An 11887-nucleotide genomic window follows, 5' to 3' on the forward strand; every position below is an offset into this window, starting at 1 on the left:
CACCGGAACCTGTCATGGGTCGGGCGGGGAGGCTATGCGGGGCCTTGAGCGGCAGGAGCCGCGAAGAGCTACATGGACGTACTTGCGCGTGCCCCGCATAGCCTCCCCGCCCGATCCACCCGCAGCTCCAGCTCTCAAGCCAGCCGCGAGGGGGTCTCACCCGTTCGACTACCCGCAGACACGATGTAACCGATTACGGCCCAACGGCAGAAGCTGCAGGGCTGCTTGTTGGCGGTGGGCTTGGTAGCGCCGACCCGTGGTCGGCGGATTCTGCGGGGAATGGGATCTGATGGTTTCCGCCGACCATGGGTCGGCGCTACCGCTTTTGTTCTTTTATAACGCGGCTGGCGGCCCCCGGGACCTGTCAGAGGGGCCGGGCGGTGGGGCTGGGCGGGGGCGTTGAGCGCCATGGATGGCGCGAAACGAGGCCCGCAGGAGCGGCTCTTGCCGTCCCCCGACCAGCCCCACCGCCCGGCCCCAACCACACGTAGCCAGCTGTAAGCAGCCCGCCGCGAGGGGGTTTCACCCGTTCGACCGCTGACAAACAAGATGTAACCGATTACGGCCCAACGGCAGATAATTTCATTCGTTATCATGTCCGGCTGATACGAAACGGAGCCATCGCCCATGCGCCGCAAGATCGTCGCCGGAAACTGGAAACTGCACGGAACCCGTGAGTTCGCCACCACCCTGGTCACCGACATCGCCAACGGGGCGCCGGAACAGGGGGTCGAACTGGTGATCCTGCCGCCGCTGCCGTACCTCGGCGAGCTCGCCGATGATTTCGCCGATACCGCCGTTTCCTTCGGCGCCCAGGACGTCAGCAGCAACGAGAAGGGCGCCTACACCGGCGAAGTCTCGGCCAGCATGCTGCACGAAGTGGGCGCCCGCTACGGGCTGGTCGGCCATTCCGAGCGCCGCCAGTACCACCACGAAAGCAGTGAGCTGGTGGCGCGCAAGTTCGCCGCCGCGCTGCACGCCGGCCTGGTGCCGGTGCTGTGCGTAGGCGAAACCCTGGAGCAGCGCGAGGCCGGACAGACCGAGGCGGTGATCGCCAGCCAGCTGGCGCCGGTGCTGGCGCTGGTGGGCGGGCAGGGCTTCGAGAACGCCGTGGTGGCCTACGAGCCGGTCTGGGCGATTGGTACCGGGCGTACCGCCAGCAAGGAGCAGGCGCAGCAGGTGCATGCCTTCATCCGTGGCGAAGTGGCCAAGGTGGATGCTAGAATCGCCGATTCCCTGACCATCCTTTACGGTGGCAGCGTGAAGCCCGACAATGCCGCCGAGCTGTTCGCACAGCCCGACGTCGATGGCGGGCTGGTGGGCGGCGCCTCGTTGGTGGCCGCCGATTATCTGGCCATCGCCCAGGCGGCGGCTGCAACCTGATTAGAAGTAGTCCGAGGACGGATTCCAGATGCTGATGTTGATCCTCAATGTCGTTTACGTGCTGGTCGCAGTGGCCATGATCGCGCTGATCCTGATGCAGCGTGGTTCCGGTGCCGCCGCGGGTTCGGGCTTTGGTGCCGGCGCCTCGGGCACGGTGTTCGGCGCGCGTGGTGCGTCCAATTTCATGTCCAAGTCCACCAAGTGGCTGGCCGTGGTGTTCTTCGGCATCAGCCTGTTCATGGCCTGGTACGCCGGCCACGGCAGCCGCCCGGCCGCCCAGCAGGACCTCGGCCTGATGGCCGCGCCGGCGGCCAGCGTCCCGGTTGCTCCGGCCGGTGAACGTCCGGCCAGCGTGCCGGCCGCCGATCCGGTGCCGGTGCAGCAGCCTGCCCAGCAGCCGGTTCCGGCCGCGACTGTGCCGGCTCAGGCGGAATCTTCGAATTCTGGTGAAGAAAAGCAGCCGGAAGGCTCCCAGAAAGACTGAAGACGGTTACAATACGCCGCGCACTGGATAGATAGTCCAGCGTGATCGTAAGCCCAGGTGGCGGAATTGGTAGACGCACTACCTTGAGGTGGTAGCGACTTAGGTCGTAGGGGTTCGAGTCCCCTCTTGGGCACCATTTAGTAAGTAAGCGGGTACGTCCGGCGCGCCCTGCGCCGGGGAGCGTCATCCCGTCCACTCCCCCATGCCAAAGCGCCTGCAGGCGCGGCGGCAGAGGCAAGAGAGAATCGCTGTGCTGGCCGAATATTTGCCGTCTCTGCTGTTTCTGATCGTCGCTACCGGTATCGGCATTACGCTGATGCTGATCGGACGATTCCTCGGCCCACGCCGTCCCGATCTGCAGAAGCTCTCGCCGTACGAATGCGGCTTCGAGGCTTTTGAAGACGCGCGCATGAAGTTCGACGTGCGCTATTACCTGATCGCGATCCAGTTCATCGTCTTCGATCTGGAAATCATCTTCATCGTGCCCTGGACCCAGGTCTTCATGGAGCTCGGCGCGCGTTCGCTGGTCACCATGGGCCTGTTCGTCGGCATGCTGTTCCTCGGCTTCATTTACGTGTGGAAGAAGGGAGCGCTGGAATGGGAGTGATCCAAACTCTCGACGGCCTGATGAACAACCCCACCCCGGAAGGGCGGGTTGACGACATCCTGCGACCGGCCGGCGATAATCCGCTGCTGGAAAAGGGCTATGTCACCACCAGCGTCGATGCCCTGTTGAACTGGGCACGTACCGGTTCGATGTGGCCGATGACCTTCGGCCTGGCCTGCTGTGCAGTGGAAATGATGCACGCCGGCGCCGCGCGCCTGGACCTGGACCGTTACGGCGTGGTGTTCCGCCCGTCGCCGCGCCAGTCCGACGTGATGATCGTGGCCGGTACGCTGGTCAACAAGATGGCCCCGGCGCTGCGCAAGGTCTACGACCAGATGCCGGACCCGAAGTGGGTCATCTCGATGGGCAGCTGCGCCAACGGTGGCGGCTACTACCATTACTCCTATTCGGTTGTTCGCGGTTGCGATCGCGTGGTGCCGGTGGACATCTATGTCCCGGGCTGCCCGCCAACCGCCGAAGCGCTGGTGTACGGGATCCTGCAGCTGCAGAAGAAGATCTGGCGTACGCAGACCATCGCCCGCTGACCCTTCCACCCTACAAGAGCGCGCCAAGCCCCCATGGCAGAGCAAGCATCCTTCATCGACCGACTTTCCGCCCGCTTCACCGGCGGCAAGGTCATCGTGGTCGAACCCCGCGGCGAAGTGACGCTGGAAGTGCCTGCCTCGGATTGGCACGCCACCGCGCTCGCGCTGCGTGACGAATTTGGTTTCGAGCAGTCCGTGGACCTGTGCGGCGTCGATTACCTCGGTTACGGTTCCGACGAATGGGACACCGCTGACGTGTCCTCGCAGGGCTTCAGCCGCGGTGTCGAAGGCAAGGGCGCCGGCCGCTTCGCCTGGGGTGAATTCCCCAGCGAGGAAGATGCCGGTGGCGCGCAGCCGCAGCACATGCCGGTCCAGCGCTTTGCCGTGGTCGCGCAGCTGCGTTCGTACCAGCACAACCTGATGCTGCACCTGCGCTGTTTCGCACCGAACGAGGGCCTGCCGGTCGTGCGTTCGCTGACCGACGTATGGCCGGGCCTGAACTGGTTCGAACGCGAAGCGTTCGATCTGTTCGGCGTGATCTTCGAAGGCCATCCGGACCTGCGCCGCATCCTGACCGACTACGGATTCGTCGGCCATCCGTTCCGCAAGGACTTCCCGCTGATCGGCAACGTCGAAGTGCGTTACGACGAAGAGAAGAAGCGCGTGGTCTATGAGCCGGTCACCTCGGTGGAGCCGCGCGTCGGCGTGCCGCGCGTGATCCGTGACGACGCCCGCCTGCAGACCGCAGCCGGCGAGCGTTCGCAGGAGGCAATGAAGTGAGTGCACAGGTGATCAAGCCGGTCGAACAGGCGCACGCCGCCTTCGCCAGCAACGCTGCCGAGAACCGGCAGGAAATCCGCAATTACACGATGAATTTCGGCCCGCAGCATCCGGCCGCGCACGGTGTGCTGCGCCTGATCCTGGAAATGGACGGCGAAACCATCATGCGTGCCGACCCGCACGTCGGCCTGCTGCACCGTGGCACCGAAAAGCTGGCCGAGTCCAAGCCGTTCAACCAGTCCATCGGTTACATGGACCGCCTGGACTACGTGTCGATGATGTGCAACGAGCACGCTTACGTGCGTGCCATCGAGACCCTGATGGGGATCGAAGCGCCGGAGCGTGCGCAGTACATCCGCACCATGTTCGACGAAATCACCCGCATCCTGAACCACCTGATGTGGCTGGGTTCCAACGCGCTCGACCTGGGTGCGATGGCGGTGATGCTGTACGCCTTCCGTGAGCGCGAAGAGCTGATGGACTGCTACGAAGCCGTGTCCGGCGCCCGCATGCACGCGGCGTACTACCGTCCGGGTGGCGTCTACCGCGACCTGCCGGACCACATGCCGAAGTACAAGGAATCGCGCTGGCACAAGGGCAACGCCCTGAAGCAGCTGAACGCATCGCGCGAAGGCTCGCTGCTCGATTTCATCGAAAACTTCACCAACGAATTCCCGGGTCGCGTCGACGAGTACGAAACCCTGCTCACCGACAACCGCATCTGGAAGCAGCGTACCGTCGGCATCGGCGTGGTCACCCCGGAACTGGCCCACCAGTGGGGCATGACCGGCGTGATGCTGCGGGGTTCGGGCGTTGCCTGGGACCTGCGCAAGAAGCGTCCGTACGCCAAGTACGATGCCGTCGATTTCGACATCCCGCTGGGCAAGGAAGGCGACTGCTACGACCGCTACCTGTGCCGCGTGGCCGAAATGCGCGAGTCCAACCGCATCATCAAGCAGTGCGTGGCGTGGCTGAAGGCCAACCCGGGTCCGGTGATCGTCAACAACTTCAAGGTTGCTCCGCCGAGCCGTGAAGCGATGAAGGACGACATGGAAGCGCTGATCCACCACTTCAAGTTGTTCAGTGAAGGCTACTGCGTGCCGGCCGGTGAAACCTATGCCGCCGTCGAAGCGCCGAAGGGTGAGTTTGGCTGCTACCTGATGTCCGACGGCGCCAACAAGCCGTTCCGCGTGCACCTGCGTGCGCCGGGCTTCGCCCACCTGTCCTCGATCGATTCGATCGTGCGCGGCCACATGCTGGCCGACGTGGTGGCGATGATCGGCACCTACGACCTGGTGTTCGGCGAGGTCGACCGGTGAATCCGGCTGACCTGACCCTCTTTCCTGCAGGCAGCCGGCGCAAGCCGGCGCCGCAGCATATGGAATTCCAAGACATGCATTTCGCTGAGGTCGGCCGATGAAGGCGACAGGTAATTTCGAGGCGGCGCGCGACGTCGATCCGATGGTGGTGCTGAGCGACAAGACCCGTGCTCACATCGATCACTGGCTGTCCAAGTTCCCGCCGGACCGCAAGCGCTCGGCCGTGCTGCAGGGCCTGCACGCTGCGCAGGAACAGAACGCCGGTTGGTTGACCGACGAGCTGATCGCCGGCGTGGCCAAGTACCTGGACCTGCCGCCGGTGTGGGCCTACGAGGTCGCCAGCTTCTACTCGATGTTCGAGCTGGAGAAGGTCGGCCGCCACAACGTGGCGTTCTGCACCAACATCAGCTGCTGGTTGAACGGGGCCGAAGACCTGGTCGCGCATGCCGAGAAGAAGCTCGGTTGCCGCACCGGCCAGTCCACGGCGGACGGTCGTATCTATCTCAAGCGCGAAGAAGAGTGCCTGGCCGGTTGTGCCGGTGCACCGATGATGGTCATCAACGGCCATTACCACGAGCGCCTGACCGTCGAGAAAGTCGACGAGCTGCTGGACGGGTTGGAGTAAGCCATGGCACATCATCACGCACCCAGTGGTCCGGTCGGTCCCGCACCGTTGCCGCACCAGGTGGTCTACACCACCCTGCATTACGACACTCCGTGGTCGTACGAAAGCTACCTCAAGACCGGTGGCTATGCCGCCCTGCGCAAGATCCTCGAAGAGAAGATCCCGCCGGAGCAGGTCATCGAGATGGTCAAGCAGTCCAACCTGCGCGGCCGTGGCGGCGCCGGTTTCCCGACCGGCCTGAAGTGGTCCTTCATGCCCAAGGGCACGATGCAGAAGTACATCCTGTGCAATTCGGATGAGTCCGAGCCGGGTACCTGCAAGGACCGCGACATCCTGCGCTACAACCCGCATTCGGTGGTGGAAGGCATGGCGATCGCCTGCTACGCCACCGGCAGCACCGTGGGCTACAACTACCTGCGTGGCGAGTTCCACCACGAGCCGTTCGAGAACTTCGAGCAGGCCCTGGCCGACGCGTACGCGAACGGCTGGCTGGGCAAGGACATCCTCGGCAGCGGCGTGGACATCGACATCTACGGTGCGCTGGGCGCCGGCGCCTACATCTGCGGCGAAGAAACCGCGCTGATGGAATCGCTGGAAGGCAAGAAGGGCCAGCCGCGCTACAAGCCGCCGTTCCCGGCGAACTTCGGCCTGTACGGCAAGCCCAGCACCATCAACAACACCGAGACCTATGCCTCGGTGCCGGCGATCATCCGCAATGGACCGGAATGGTTCCAGGGCCTGTCGCTGACCAAGAACGGCGGGCCGAAGATCTTCTCGGTGTCCGGCTGCGTGCAGAAGGGCGGCAACTTCGAAGTGCCGCTGGGCACCACCTTCGACGAACTGCTGGAAATGGCCGGCGGCCTGAAGCCGGGCCGCACGCTGAAGGGCGCGGTCCCGGGCGGCGTGTCGATGCCGGTGCTGAAAGCCGACGAGCTGAAGGGCCTGCAGATGGACTACGACACCCTGCGTGCCCTCGGCACCGGGTTGGGGTCGGGTGCCATCGTGGTGCTGGATGACAGCGTGTGCTGCGTCAAGTTCGCCTGCCGCATCAGCCAGTTCTTCCACAAGGAATCCTGTGGCCAGTGCACCCCGTGCCGTGAAGGTACCGGCTGGATGCACCGGGTGCTGGAGCGCATCGTCGCCGGCAAGGCCACGATGGAAGACCTGCACCAGCTGAAGGCCGTGGCCGGCCAGATCGAAGGCCACACCATCTGTGCGTTCGGTGAAGCGGCGGCATGGCCCATCCAGGGGTTCCTGCGCCAGTTCTGGGACGAATTCGAGTACTACATCGTCAACGGTCATTCGATGGTTGACGGCAAGAAGGTGGAGGCTGCTGCCGCATGAGCGCGCAACCCGTAACGCCCAACGTGCCACCGGACCACGTGACCGTCGAAATCGACGGCCAGTCGCTGGTGGTGCCCAAGGGTTCGATGATCATCCAGGCCGCCGACAAGGCCGGCATCCCGATCCCGCGCTTCTGCTACCACGAGAAGCTGCCGATCGCCGCCAACTGCCGGATGTGCCTGGTGGACGTGGAGAAGTCGCCGAAGCCGGCGCCTGCCTGCGCCACGCCGGTGATGGATGGCATGAAGGTCGCCACCCGCAGCGAAAAAGCGCTGAAGTTCCAGCGCTCGGTGATGGAGTTCCTGCTCATCAACCATCCGCTGGACTGCCCGGTCTGCGACCAGGGCGGTGAGTGCGAACTGCAGGACGTGTCGCTGGGCTATGGCCGTTCGGTCAGCCGCTTCAACGAGCGCAAGCGCGTGGTGGTGGACGAGGACATGGGGCCGCTGGTGGCCACCGAAATGACCCGTTGCATCCAGTGCACCCGCTGCGTCCGCTTCACCGCCGACGTGGCCGGCACCTATGAACTGGGCGGCATGTACCGCGGTGAGAACCTGCAGATCGGTACCTACGACGGCAAGCCGTTGACCACCGAACTGTCGGGCAACGTGGTGGATGTGTGCCCGGTGGGCGCGCTGACCAACAAGGTGTTCCAGTTCCGTGCGCGTCCGTGGGAACTGACCGCGCGCGAATCGCTGGGCTACCACGATGCGATGGGCTCGAACCTGTTCCTGCACGTGCGTCGCGGCGAAGTGCTGCGCACCGTGCCGCGCGACAACGAGCTGGTCAACGAATGCTGGCTGTCCGATCGTGACCGCTACTCGCACCAGGGCCTGTACAGCGAAGACCGTGCGGTCAAGCCGCTGCGCAAGGTCAACGGCGAGTGGAAGGAAGTGAGCTGGGCCGAAGGCCTGGGTGCCGCCGCCGACATCCTGAAGGCCAACCAGGGCGACGCCCTCGGCGTGCTGGTACACCCGTCGACCTCGAACGAGGAGGGCGCGCTGCTGGCCCGCCTGGCATCGGGCCTGGGTACGACCCACATCGACCACCGCATCAACAACCGCGACTTCTCCGACGCGGCGACCGCCGAAGTGTTCGGGCTCCCGCTGGCCGAAATCGAAGGCGCCGACCAGATCGTGGTGCTGGGCAGCAACATCCGCCATGAACTTCCGCTGCTGCATGCCCGCCTGCGCAAGGCGCAGACCAGCAACGGCGCGAAGATCCACGTGGTCAACCCGGTCGACTTCGACTTCGCCTTCAGCATCGCCAGCAAGCAGATCGTCGCTCCGTCGGCCTTCGCCGGCGCGCTGGAAAACGCAGACCTGCGTTCGGCGGTGCAGGGCGGTCGCAACACCGTGCTGATCGTCGGTGGCATCGCCGAAAACCACCCGCAGGCCGCCGCGATCCGCGCCGCTGCGCGTGATTTCGCTGCCGCAACCGGTGCCAGGCTGTGCCGTATCCCGCAGGGCGCCAATGCCATCGGCCTGACCCGCGCCGGCGTGCTGCCGGCCGGCAAGGATGTGGCGGGCATGCTGGCACAGCCGCGCCAGGCCTACGTGGTCTACGGCCTGGAGCCGGGCCTGGATTTCGCCGACGCCCCCGCCGCCCGCAAGGCGCTGGCCGGTGCCCAGGTGGTGGCCTTCAGCCAGTTCGCCTGCGCCTCGACCCGCGATGTCGCCGACGTGATCCTGCCGATCGGCGCACTGCCGGAAATCGACGCCACGCTGACCAATCTCGATGGTCGCTCGCAGTCGGCACGCGCCGGCGGCAAGCTGCCGGGTGAGGCCCGCGAGGGCTGGCGCGTGCTGCGCGCCCTGGGTGGCGAAATGGCACTGGCCGGTTTCGAGTTCATCGACCTGGCCGGCCTGCGCGCCAGCCTGGCACCGGTGAGCGTGACCGTCGCCGCTTCGTCGGCCGCTCCCGTGGCCAGCGAAGGCCTGGAAGTGGCTTCGACCGCGGCGATCTATCGCACCGACGCGGTGGTCCGTCGTGCACCGGCGCTGCAGTCGCATCCGCTCAACACCGCCCCGCGCATCGTGCTCAATGCCACCGATGCCGCCCGCCTGCAGCTGCAGGAAGGCCAGATGGCCAAGGTCGGCACCGATGCCGGCCGCGCCACGCTGCCGGTGGTGGTCGACGCCCGCGTTGCCGCGGGTTCGGTCTGGATTGAATCGGGCCACGGTGCAACCGCACCGCTGGGCGCCGCACGCGTAACGGTGGTGGCTGCATGAACGAATTGCTGTTGAACGCAGTGGACCCGCTGCACCAGTGGCTGCTTGGCCTTGGTGAGATCGGCGCCCTGCTGTGGATCATCCTGAAGATCCTGGTGATCACCATGCCGGTGATCATTTCGGTGGCTTTCTACGTGGTCTGGGAACGCAAGCTGATCGGCTGGATGCACGTCCGCCACGGCCCGATGTACGTGGGCATGGGCATCTTCCAGGCCTTCGCCGACGTCTTCAAGCTGCTGTTCAAGGAAGTGCTGCAGCCGGCCAACGCGCACAAGGTGCTGTTCCTGCTGGCGCCGTTGATCACCCTGGCACCGGCCTTCGCGGCCTGGTCGGTGGTGCCCTTCGATGCGCAGCTGGTGCTGTCCAACGCCAACGCCGGCCTGCTGTACCTGCTGGCGATGACCTCGCTGGGCGTGTACGGCATCATCCTGGCCGGTTGGGCATCCAACTCCAAGTACGCGTTCCTGGGCGCGATGCGCGCCTCGGCGCAGATGATCAGCTACGAAATCGCCATGGGCTTCGCCCTGGTCGGCGTGATGATCGCCTCGGGCAGCCTCAACCTGACCGGCATCGTGATGGCGCAGGCCGGCAACTCCGGCTTCCTGGACTGGTTCCTGCTGCCGCTGTTCCCGCTGTTCGTCGTGTACTGGGTGTCCGGCGTGGCCGAAACCAACCGCGCGCCGTTCGACGTGGTGGAAGGCGAATCGGAAATCGTCGCCGGCCACATGGTGGAATACTCCGGCGGTGCCTTCGCGCTGTTCTTCCTCGCCGAATACGCGAACATGATCCTGATCAGCTTCCTGATCGCGATCTTCTTCCTCGGTGGCTGGTTGAGCCCGATCCAGGGCTGGGTGAACCCGGGCGCGATCTCGCCGTTCATCGACTGGATCTGGACCGGTGGCTGGCCGTGGCTGTTCATCAAGGTGTTCTTCTTCGCCAGCGCCTACATCTGGTTCCGTGCCAGCTTCCCGCGCTTCCGCTATGACCAGATCATGCGGCTGGGCTGGAAGGTCTTCATCCCGCTGACCATTTTCTGGATCGCGGTCACCGCCTTGATGGTGTTCTTCGGCGTGATTCAAAAGGGTGTCTAACGTAATGAACAGGATTACCCATTACTTCAAGAGCCTGCTGCTGCTGGAGCTGTTGGCCGGTCTGTGGCTGACGCTGAAGTACAGCTTCAAGCCGAAGTACACCATGATGTACCCGATGGAGAAGTTCCCGCAGTCCCCGCGCTTCCGCGGCCTGCACGCCCTGCGCCGTTATCCCAACGGTGAAGAGCGCTGCATCGCCTGCAAGCTGTGCGAAGCGGTCTGCCCGGCACTGGCCATCACCATCGATTCGGCCAAGCGCGAGGACGGCACCCGCCGCACCACGCGTTACGACATCGATCTGTTCAAGTGCATCTTCTGTGGCTTCTGCGAAGAAAGCTGCCCGGTGGACTCGATCGTGGAGACCCACATCCTCGAGTACCACTTCGAGAATCGTGGCGAAAACATCGTTACCAAGCCGCAGCTGCTGGCCCTGGGTGATCGGCTTGAAACCGAAATCGCCGAGCGCCGTGCCGCCGACGCCGCTTACCGCTGAGGTCGAGACATGGATTGGGTAAATATCGCTTTCTGGGTTTTCGCCATCGCAGCCGGTGTTTCGGCCGCGGCGGTGATCAGTGCGCGCAGCCCGGTCAACGCCGTGCTCTGCCTGGTGCTGACCTTCTTCTCCGTGGCCTGCATCTGGATCCTGGTCGGCGCTGAGTTCCTCGGCGTGGCCCTGGTGCTGGTGTATGTCGGCGCGGTGATGGTGCTGTTCCTGTTCGTGGTGATGATGCTGGACATCGACACCGACAACCTGCGCGAAGGCTGGGTACGTTACCTGCCGGTCGGGCTGGTGGTCGCGGTGGTGATGCTGGTGCAGATCGTCACCCTGATCGGCGTGCGGGGCAGGGCGGTCAACCCGTTCCCGGCCGACAACGCCGCCGCGCTGGCCGCAGACACGTCCAACATCATCTGGCTGGCCCGCAGCCTGTTCACCGAGTACCTGCTGCCGTTCGAGTTCGCCGCGGTCATCCTGACCGTCGCAGTGGTCGCCGCCGTGATGCTGACCCTGCGTCACCGCACCGGCATCAAGACGCAGAACCCCGGCGAGCAGACCATGGTCAAGTCGCGTGACCGTCTCACCGTGGTCAAGATGGACGTCGACCAGCCGTTCGTGCACAGCAACACCAAGGCCGCCGTCGATATGCCGGCAGCAGGCGAGGAGACCAAGCCATGATCACGTTGGGCCATATCCTGGCGCTGGGTGCGGTGCTGTTCTGCATCAGCCTGGCCGGCATCTTCCTCAACCGGAAGAACGTCATCGTCCTGCTGATGTCCATCGAACTGATGCTGCTGTCGGTGAACATCAATTTCGTCGGGTTCTCGCGCGAACTGGGTGACACGGCCGGCCAGCTGTTCGTGTTCTTCATCCTGACCGTCGCAGCTGCCGAGGCCGCCATCGGCCTGGCAATCCTGGTGACCCTGTTCCGTACACGTCGAACGATCAATGTCGGCGAAGTCGATTCGTTGAAGGGCTGATT

General features: G+C 64.7%; 13 protein-coding genes and 1 tRNA gene. All 14 read left to right on the top strand.

The features are described from left to right. The first annotated feature begins 627 nt into the window (after nt 1-627). The 14 genes from tpiA to nuoK all read left to right on the top strand — a co-directional run bounded on the left by tpiA (nt 628) and on the right by nuoK (nt 11885). Nucleotides 628-1383: a triose-phosphate isomerase gene (gene tpiA / locus ABE522_RS11265; RefSeq protein ID WP_346591771.1), complete on the top strand. Its 756-nt coding sequence runs from the start codon at nt 628-630 to the stop codon at nt 1381-1383. Between the two features lie 28 nt (nt 1384-1411). Then, nucleotides 1412-1867: a preprotein translocase subunit SecG gene (gene secG / locus ABE522_RS11270; protein ID WP_057508449.1), complete on the top strand. Its 456-nt coding sequence runs from the start codon at nt 1412-1414 to the stop codon at nt 1865-1867. A gap of 51 nt (nt 1868-1918) precedes the next feature. Continuing rightward, nucleotides 1919-2003 (top strand) — tRNA-Leu (locus ABE522_RS11275). Nucleotides 2004-2117: 114 nt separating this feature from the next. Beyond that, entirely contained in the window at nt 2118-2474 is a 357-nt protein-coding gene (locus tag ABE522_RS11280) for an NADH-quinone oxidoreductase subunit A (protein WP_042614960.1), read from the top strand. Beyond that, nucleotides 2465-3019: a NuoB/complex I 20 kDa subunit family protein gene (locus tag ABE522_RS11285; protein WP_042614961.1), complete on the top strand. Its 555-nt coding sequence runs from the start codon at nt 2465-2467 to the stop codon at nt 3017-3019. The genes ABE522_RS11280 and ABE522_RS11285 overlap by 10 nt, the downstream gene beginning before the upstream one ends. A 33-nt stretch (nt 3020-3052) precedes the next feature. Continuing rightward, nucleotides 3053-3799: an NADH-quinone oxidoreductase subunit C gene (locus ABE522_RS11290; protein ID WP_346591772.1), complete on the top strand. Its 747-nt coding sequence runs from the start codon at nt 3053-3055 to the stop codon at nt 3797-3799. Between the two features lie 11 nt (nt 3800-3810). Beyond that, nucleotides 3811-5118, top strand: a complete 1308-nt coding sequence (locus ABE522_RS11295) for an NADH-quinone oxidoreductase subunit D (protein ID WP_191770462.1) — start codon at nt 3811-3813, stop codon at nt 5116-5118. A gap of 97 nt (nt 5119-5215) precedes the next feature. Further along, entirely contained in the window at nt 5216-5743 is a 528-nt protein-coding gene (nuoE, locus tag ABE522_RS11300; protein ID WP_042614963.1) for an NADH-quinone oxidoreductase subunit NuoE, read from the top strand. A 3-nt stretch (nt 5744-5746) separates the two neighbouring features. Continuing rightward, a complete protein-coding gene (nuoF, locus tag ABE522_RS11305; protein ID WP_101100729.1) occupies nt 5747-7087 on the top strand; it encodes an NADH-quinone oxidoreductase subunit NuoF in 1341 nt (446 codons plus the stop codon). Next, nucleotides 7084-9318, top strand: coding sequence for an NADH-quinone oxidoreductase subunit NuoG (gene nuoG, locus ABE522_RS11310; protein WP_346591773.1), 2235 nt, complete (start codon nt 7084-7086; stop codon nt 9316-9318). Before nuoF ends, nuoG begins: the two co-directional genes overlap by 4 nt. Next, nucleotides 9315-10409: an NADH-quinone oxidoreductase subunit NuoH gene (gene nuoH, locus ABE522_RS11315; protein WP_042614966.1), complete on the top strand. Its 1095-nt coding sequence runs from the start codon at nt 9315-9317 to the stop codon at nt 10407-10409. The genes nuoG and nuoH overlap by 4 nt, the downstream gene beginning before the upstream one ends. Before the next feature lie 4 nt (nt 10410-10413). Then, nucleotides 10414-10902 carry an NADH-quinone oxidoreductase subunit NuoI gene (gene nuoI, locus ABE522_RS11320; RefSeq protein ID WP_042614967.1) on the top strand — a complete coding sequence of 163 codons (489 nt, stop codon included), beginning with the start codon at nt 10414-10416 and terminating at the stop codon, nt 10900-10902. Nucleotides 10903-10911: 9 nt separating this feature from the next. Next, on the top strand, nt 10912-11583 hold the full coding sequence (locus ABE522_RS11325) for an NADH-quinone oxidoreductase subunit J (protein ID WP_346591774.1): 672 nt from the start codon (nt 10912-10914) through the stop codon (nt 11581-11583). Beyond that, on the top strand, nt 11580-11885 hold the full coding sequence (gene nuoK / locus ABE522_RS11330; protein ID WP_042614969.1) for an NADH-quinone oxidoreductase subunit NuoK: 306 nt from the start codon (nt 11580-11582) through the stop codon (nt 11883-11885). The genes ABE522_RS11325 and nuoK overlap by 4 nt, the downstream gene beginning before the upstream one ends. Nucleotides 11886-11887 lie beyond the last annotated feature (2 nt).

This window comes from Stenotrophomonas lacuserhaii (assembly GCF_039674585.1).
GTDB classification, from domain to species: domain Bacteria; phylum Pseudomonadota; class Gammaproteobacteria; order Xanthomonadales; family Xanthomonadaceae; genus Stenotrophomonas; species Stenotrophomonas pennii_A.

What these genes read in the sequence shown, in the direction of transcription:
- tpiA (WP_346591771.1), top strand. Translation starts at nt 628, where the DNA reads ATGCGCCGCAAGATCGTCGCCGGAAACTGGAAACTGCACGGAACCCGT.
- nuoH (WP_042614966.1), top strand. Translation starts at nt 9,315, where the DNA reads ATGAACGAATTGCTGTTGAACGCAGTGGACCCGCTGCACCAGTGGCTG.
- ABE522_RS11290 (WP_346591772.1), top strand. Translation starts at nt 3,053, where the DNA reads ATGGCAGAGCAAGCATCCTTCATCGACCGACTTTCCGCCCGCTTCACC.
- nuoG (WP_346591773.1), top strand. Translation starts at nt 7,084, where the DNA reads ATGAGCGCGCAACCCGTAACGCCCAACGTGCCACCGGACCACGTGACC.
- ABE522_RS11285 (WP_042614961.1), top strand. Translation starts at nt 2,465, where the DNA reads ATGGGAGTGATCCAAACTCTCGACGGCCTGATGAACAACCCCACCCCG.
- secG (WP_057508449.1), top strand. Translation starts at nt 1,412, where the DNA reads ATGCTGATGTTGATCCTCAATGTCGTTTACGTGCTGGTCGCAGTGGCC.
- nuoK (WP_042614969.1), top strand. Translation starts at nt 11,580, where the DNA reads ATGATCACGTTGGGCCATATCCTGGCGCTGGGTGCGGTGCTGTTCTGC.
- nuoI (WP_042614967.1), top strand. Translation starts at nt 10,414, where the DNA reads ATGAACAGGATTACCCATTACTTCAAGAGCCTGCTGCTGCTGGAGCTG.
- nuoE (WP_042614963.1), top strand. Translation starts at nt 5,216, where the DNA reads ATGAAGGCGACAGGTAATTTCGAGGCGGCGCGCGACGTCGATCCGATG.
- ABE522_RS11325 (WP_346591774.1), top strand. Translation starts at nt 10,912, where the DNA reads ATGGATTGGGTAAATATCGCTTTCTGGGTTTTCGCCATCGCAGCCGGT.
- nuoF (WP_101100729.1), top strand. Translation starts at nt 5,747, where the DNA reads ATGGCACATCATCACGCACCCAGTGGTCCGGTCGGTCCCGCACCGTTG.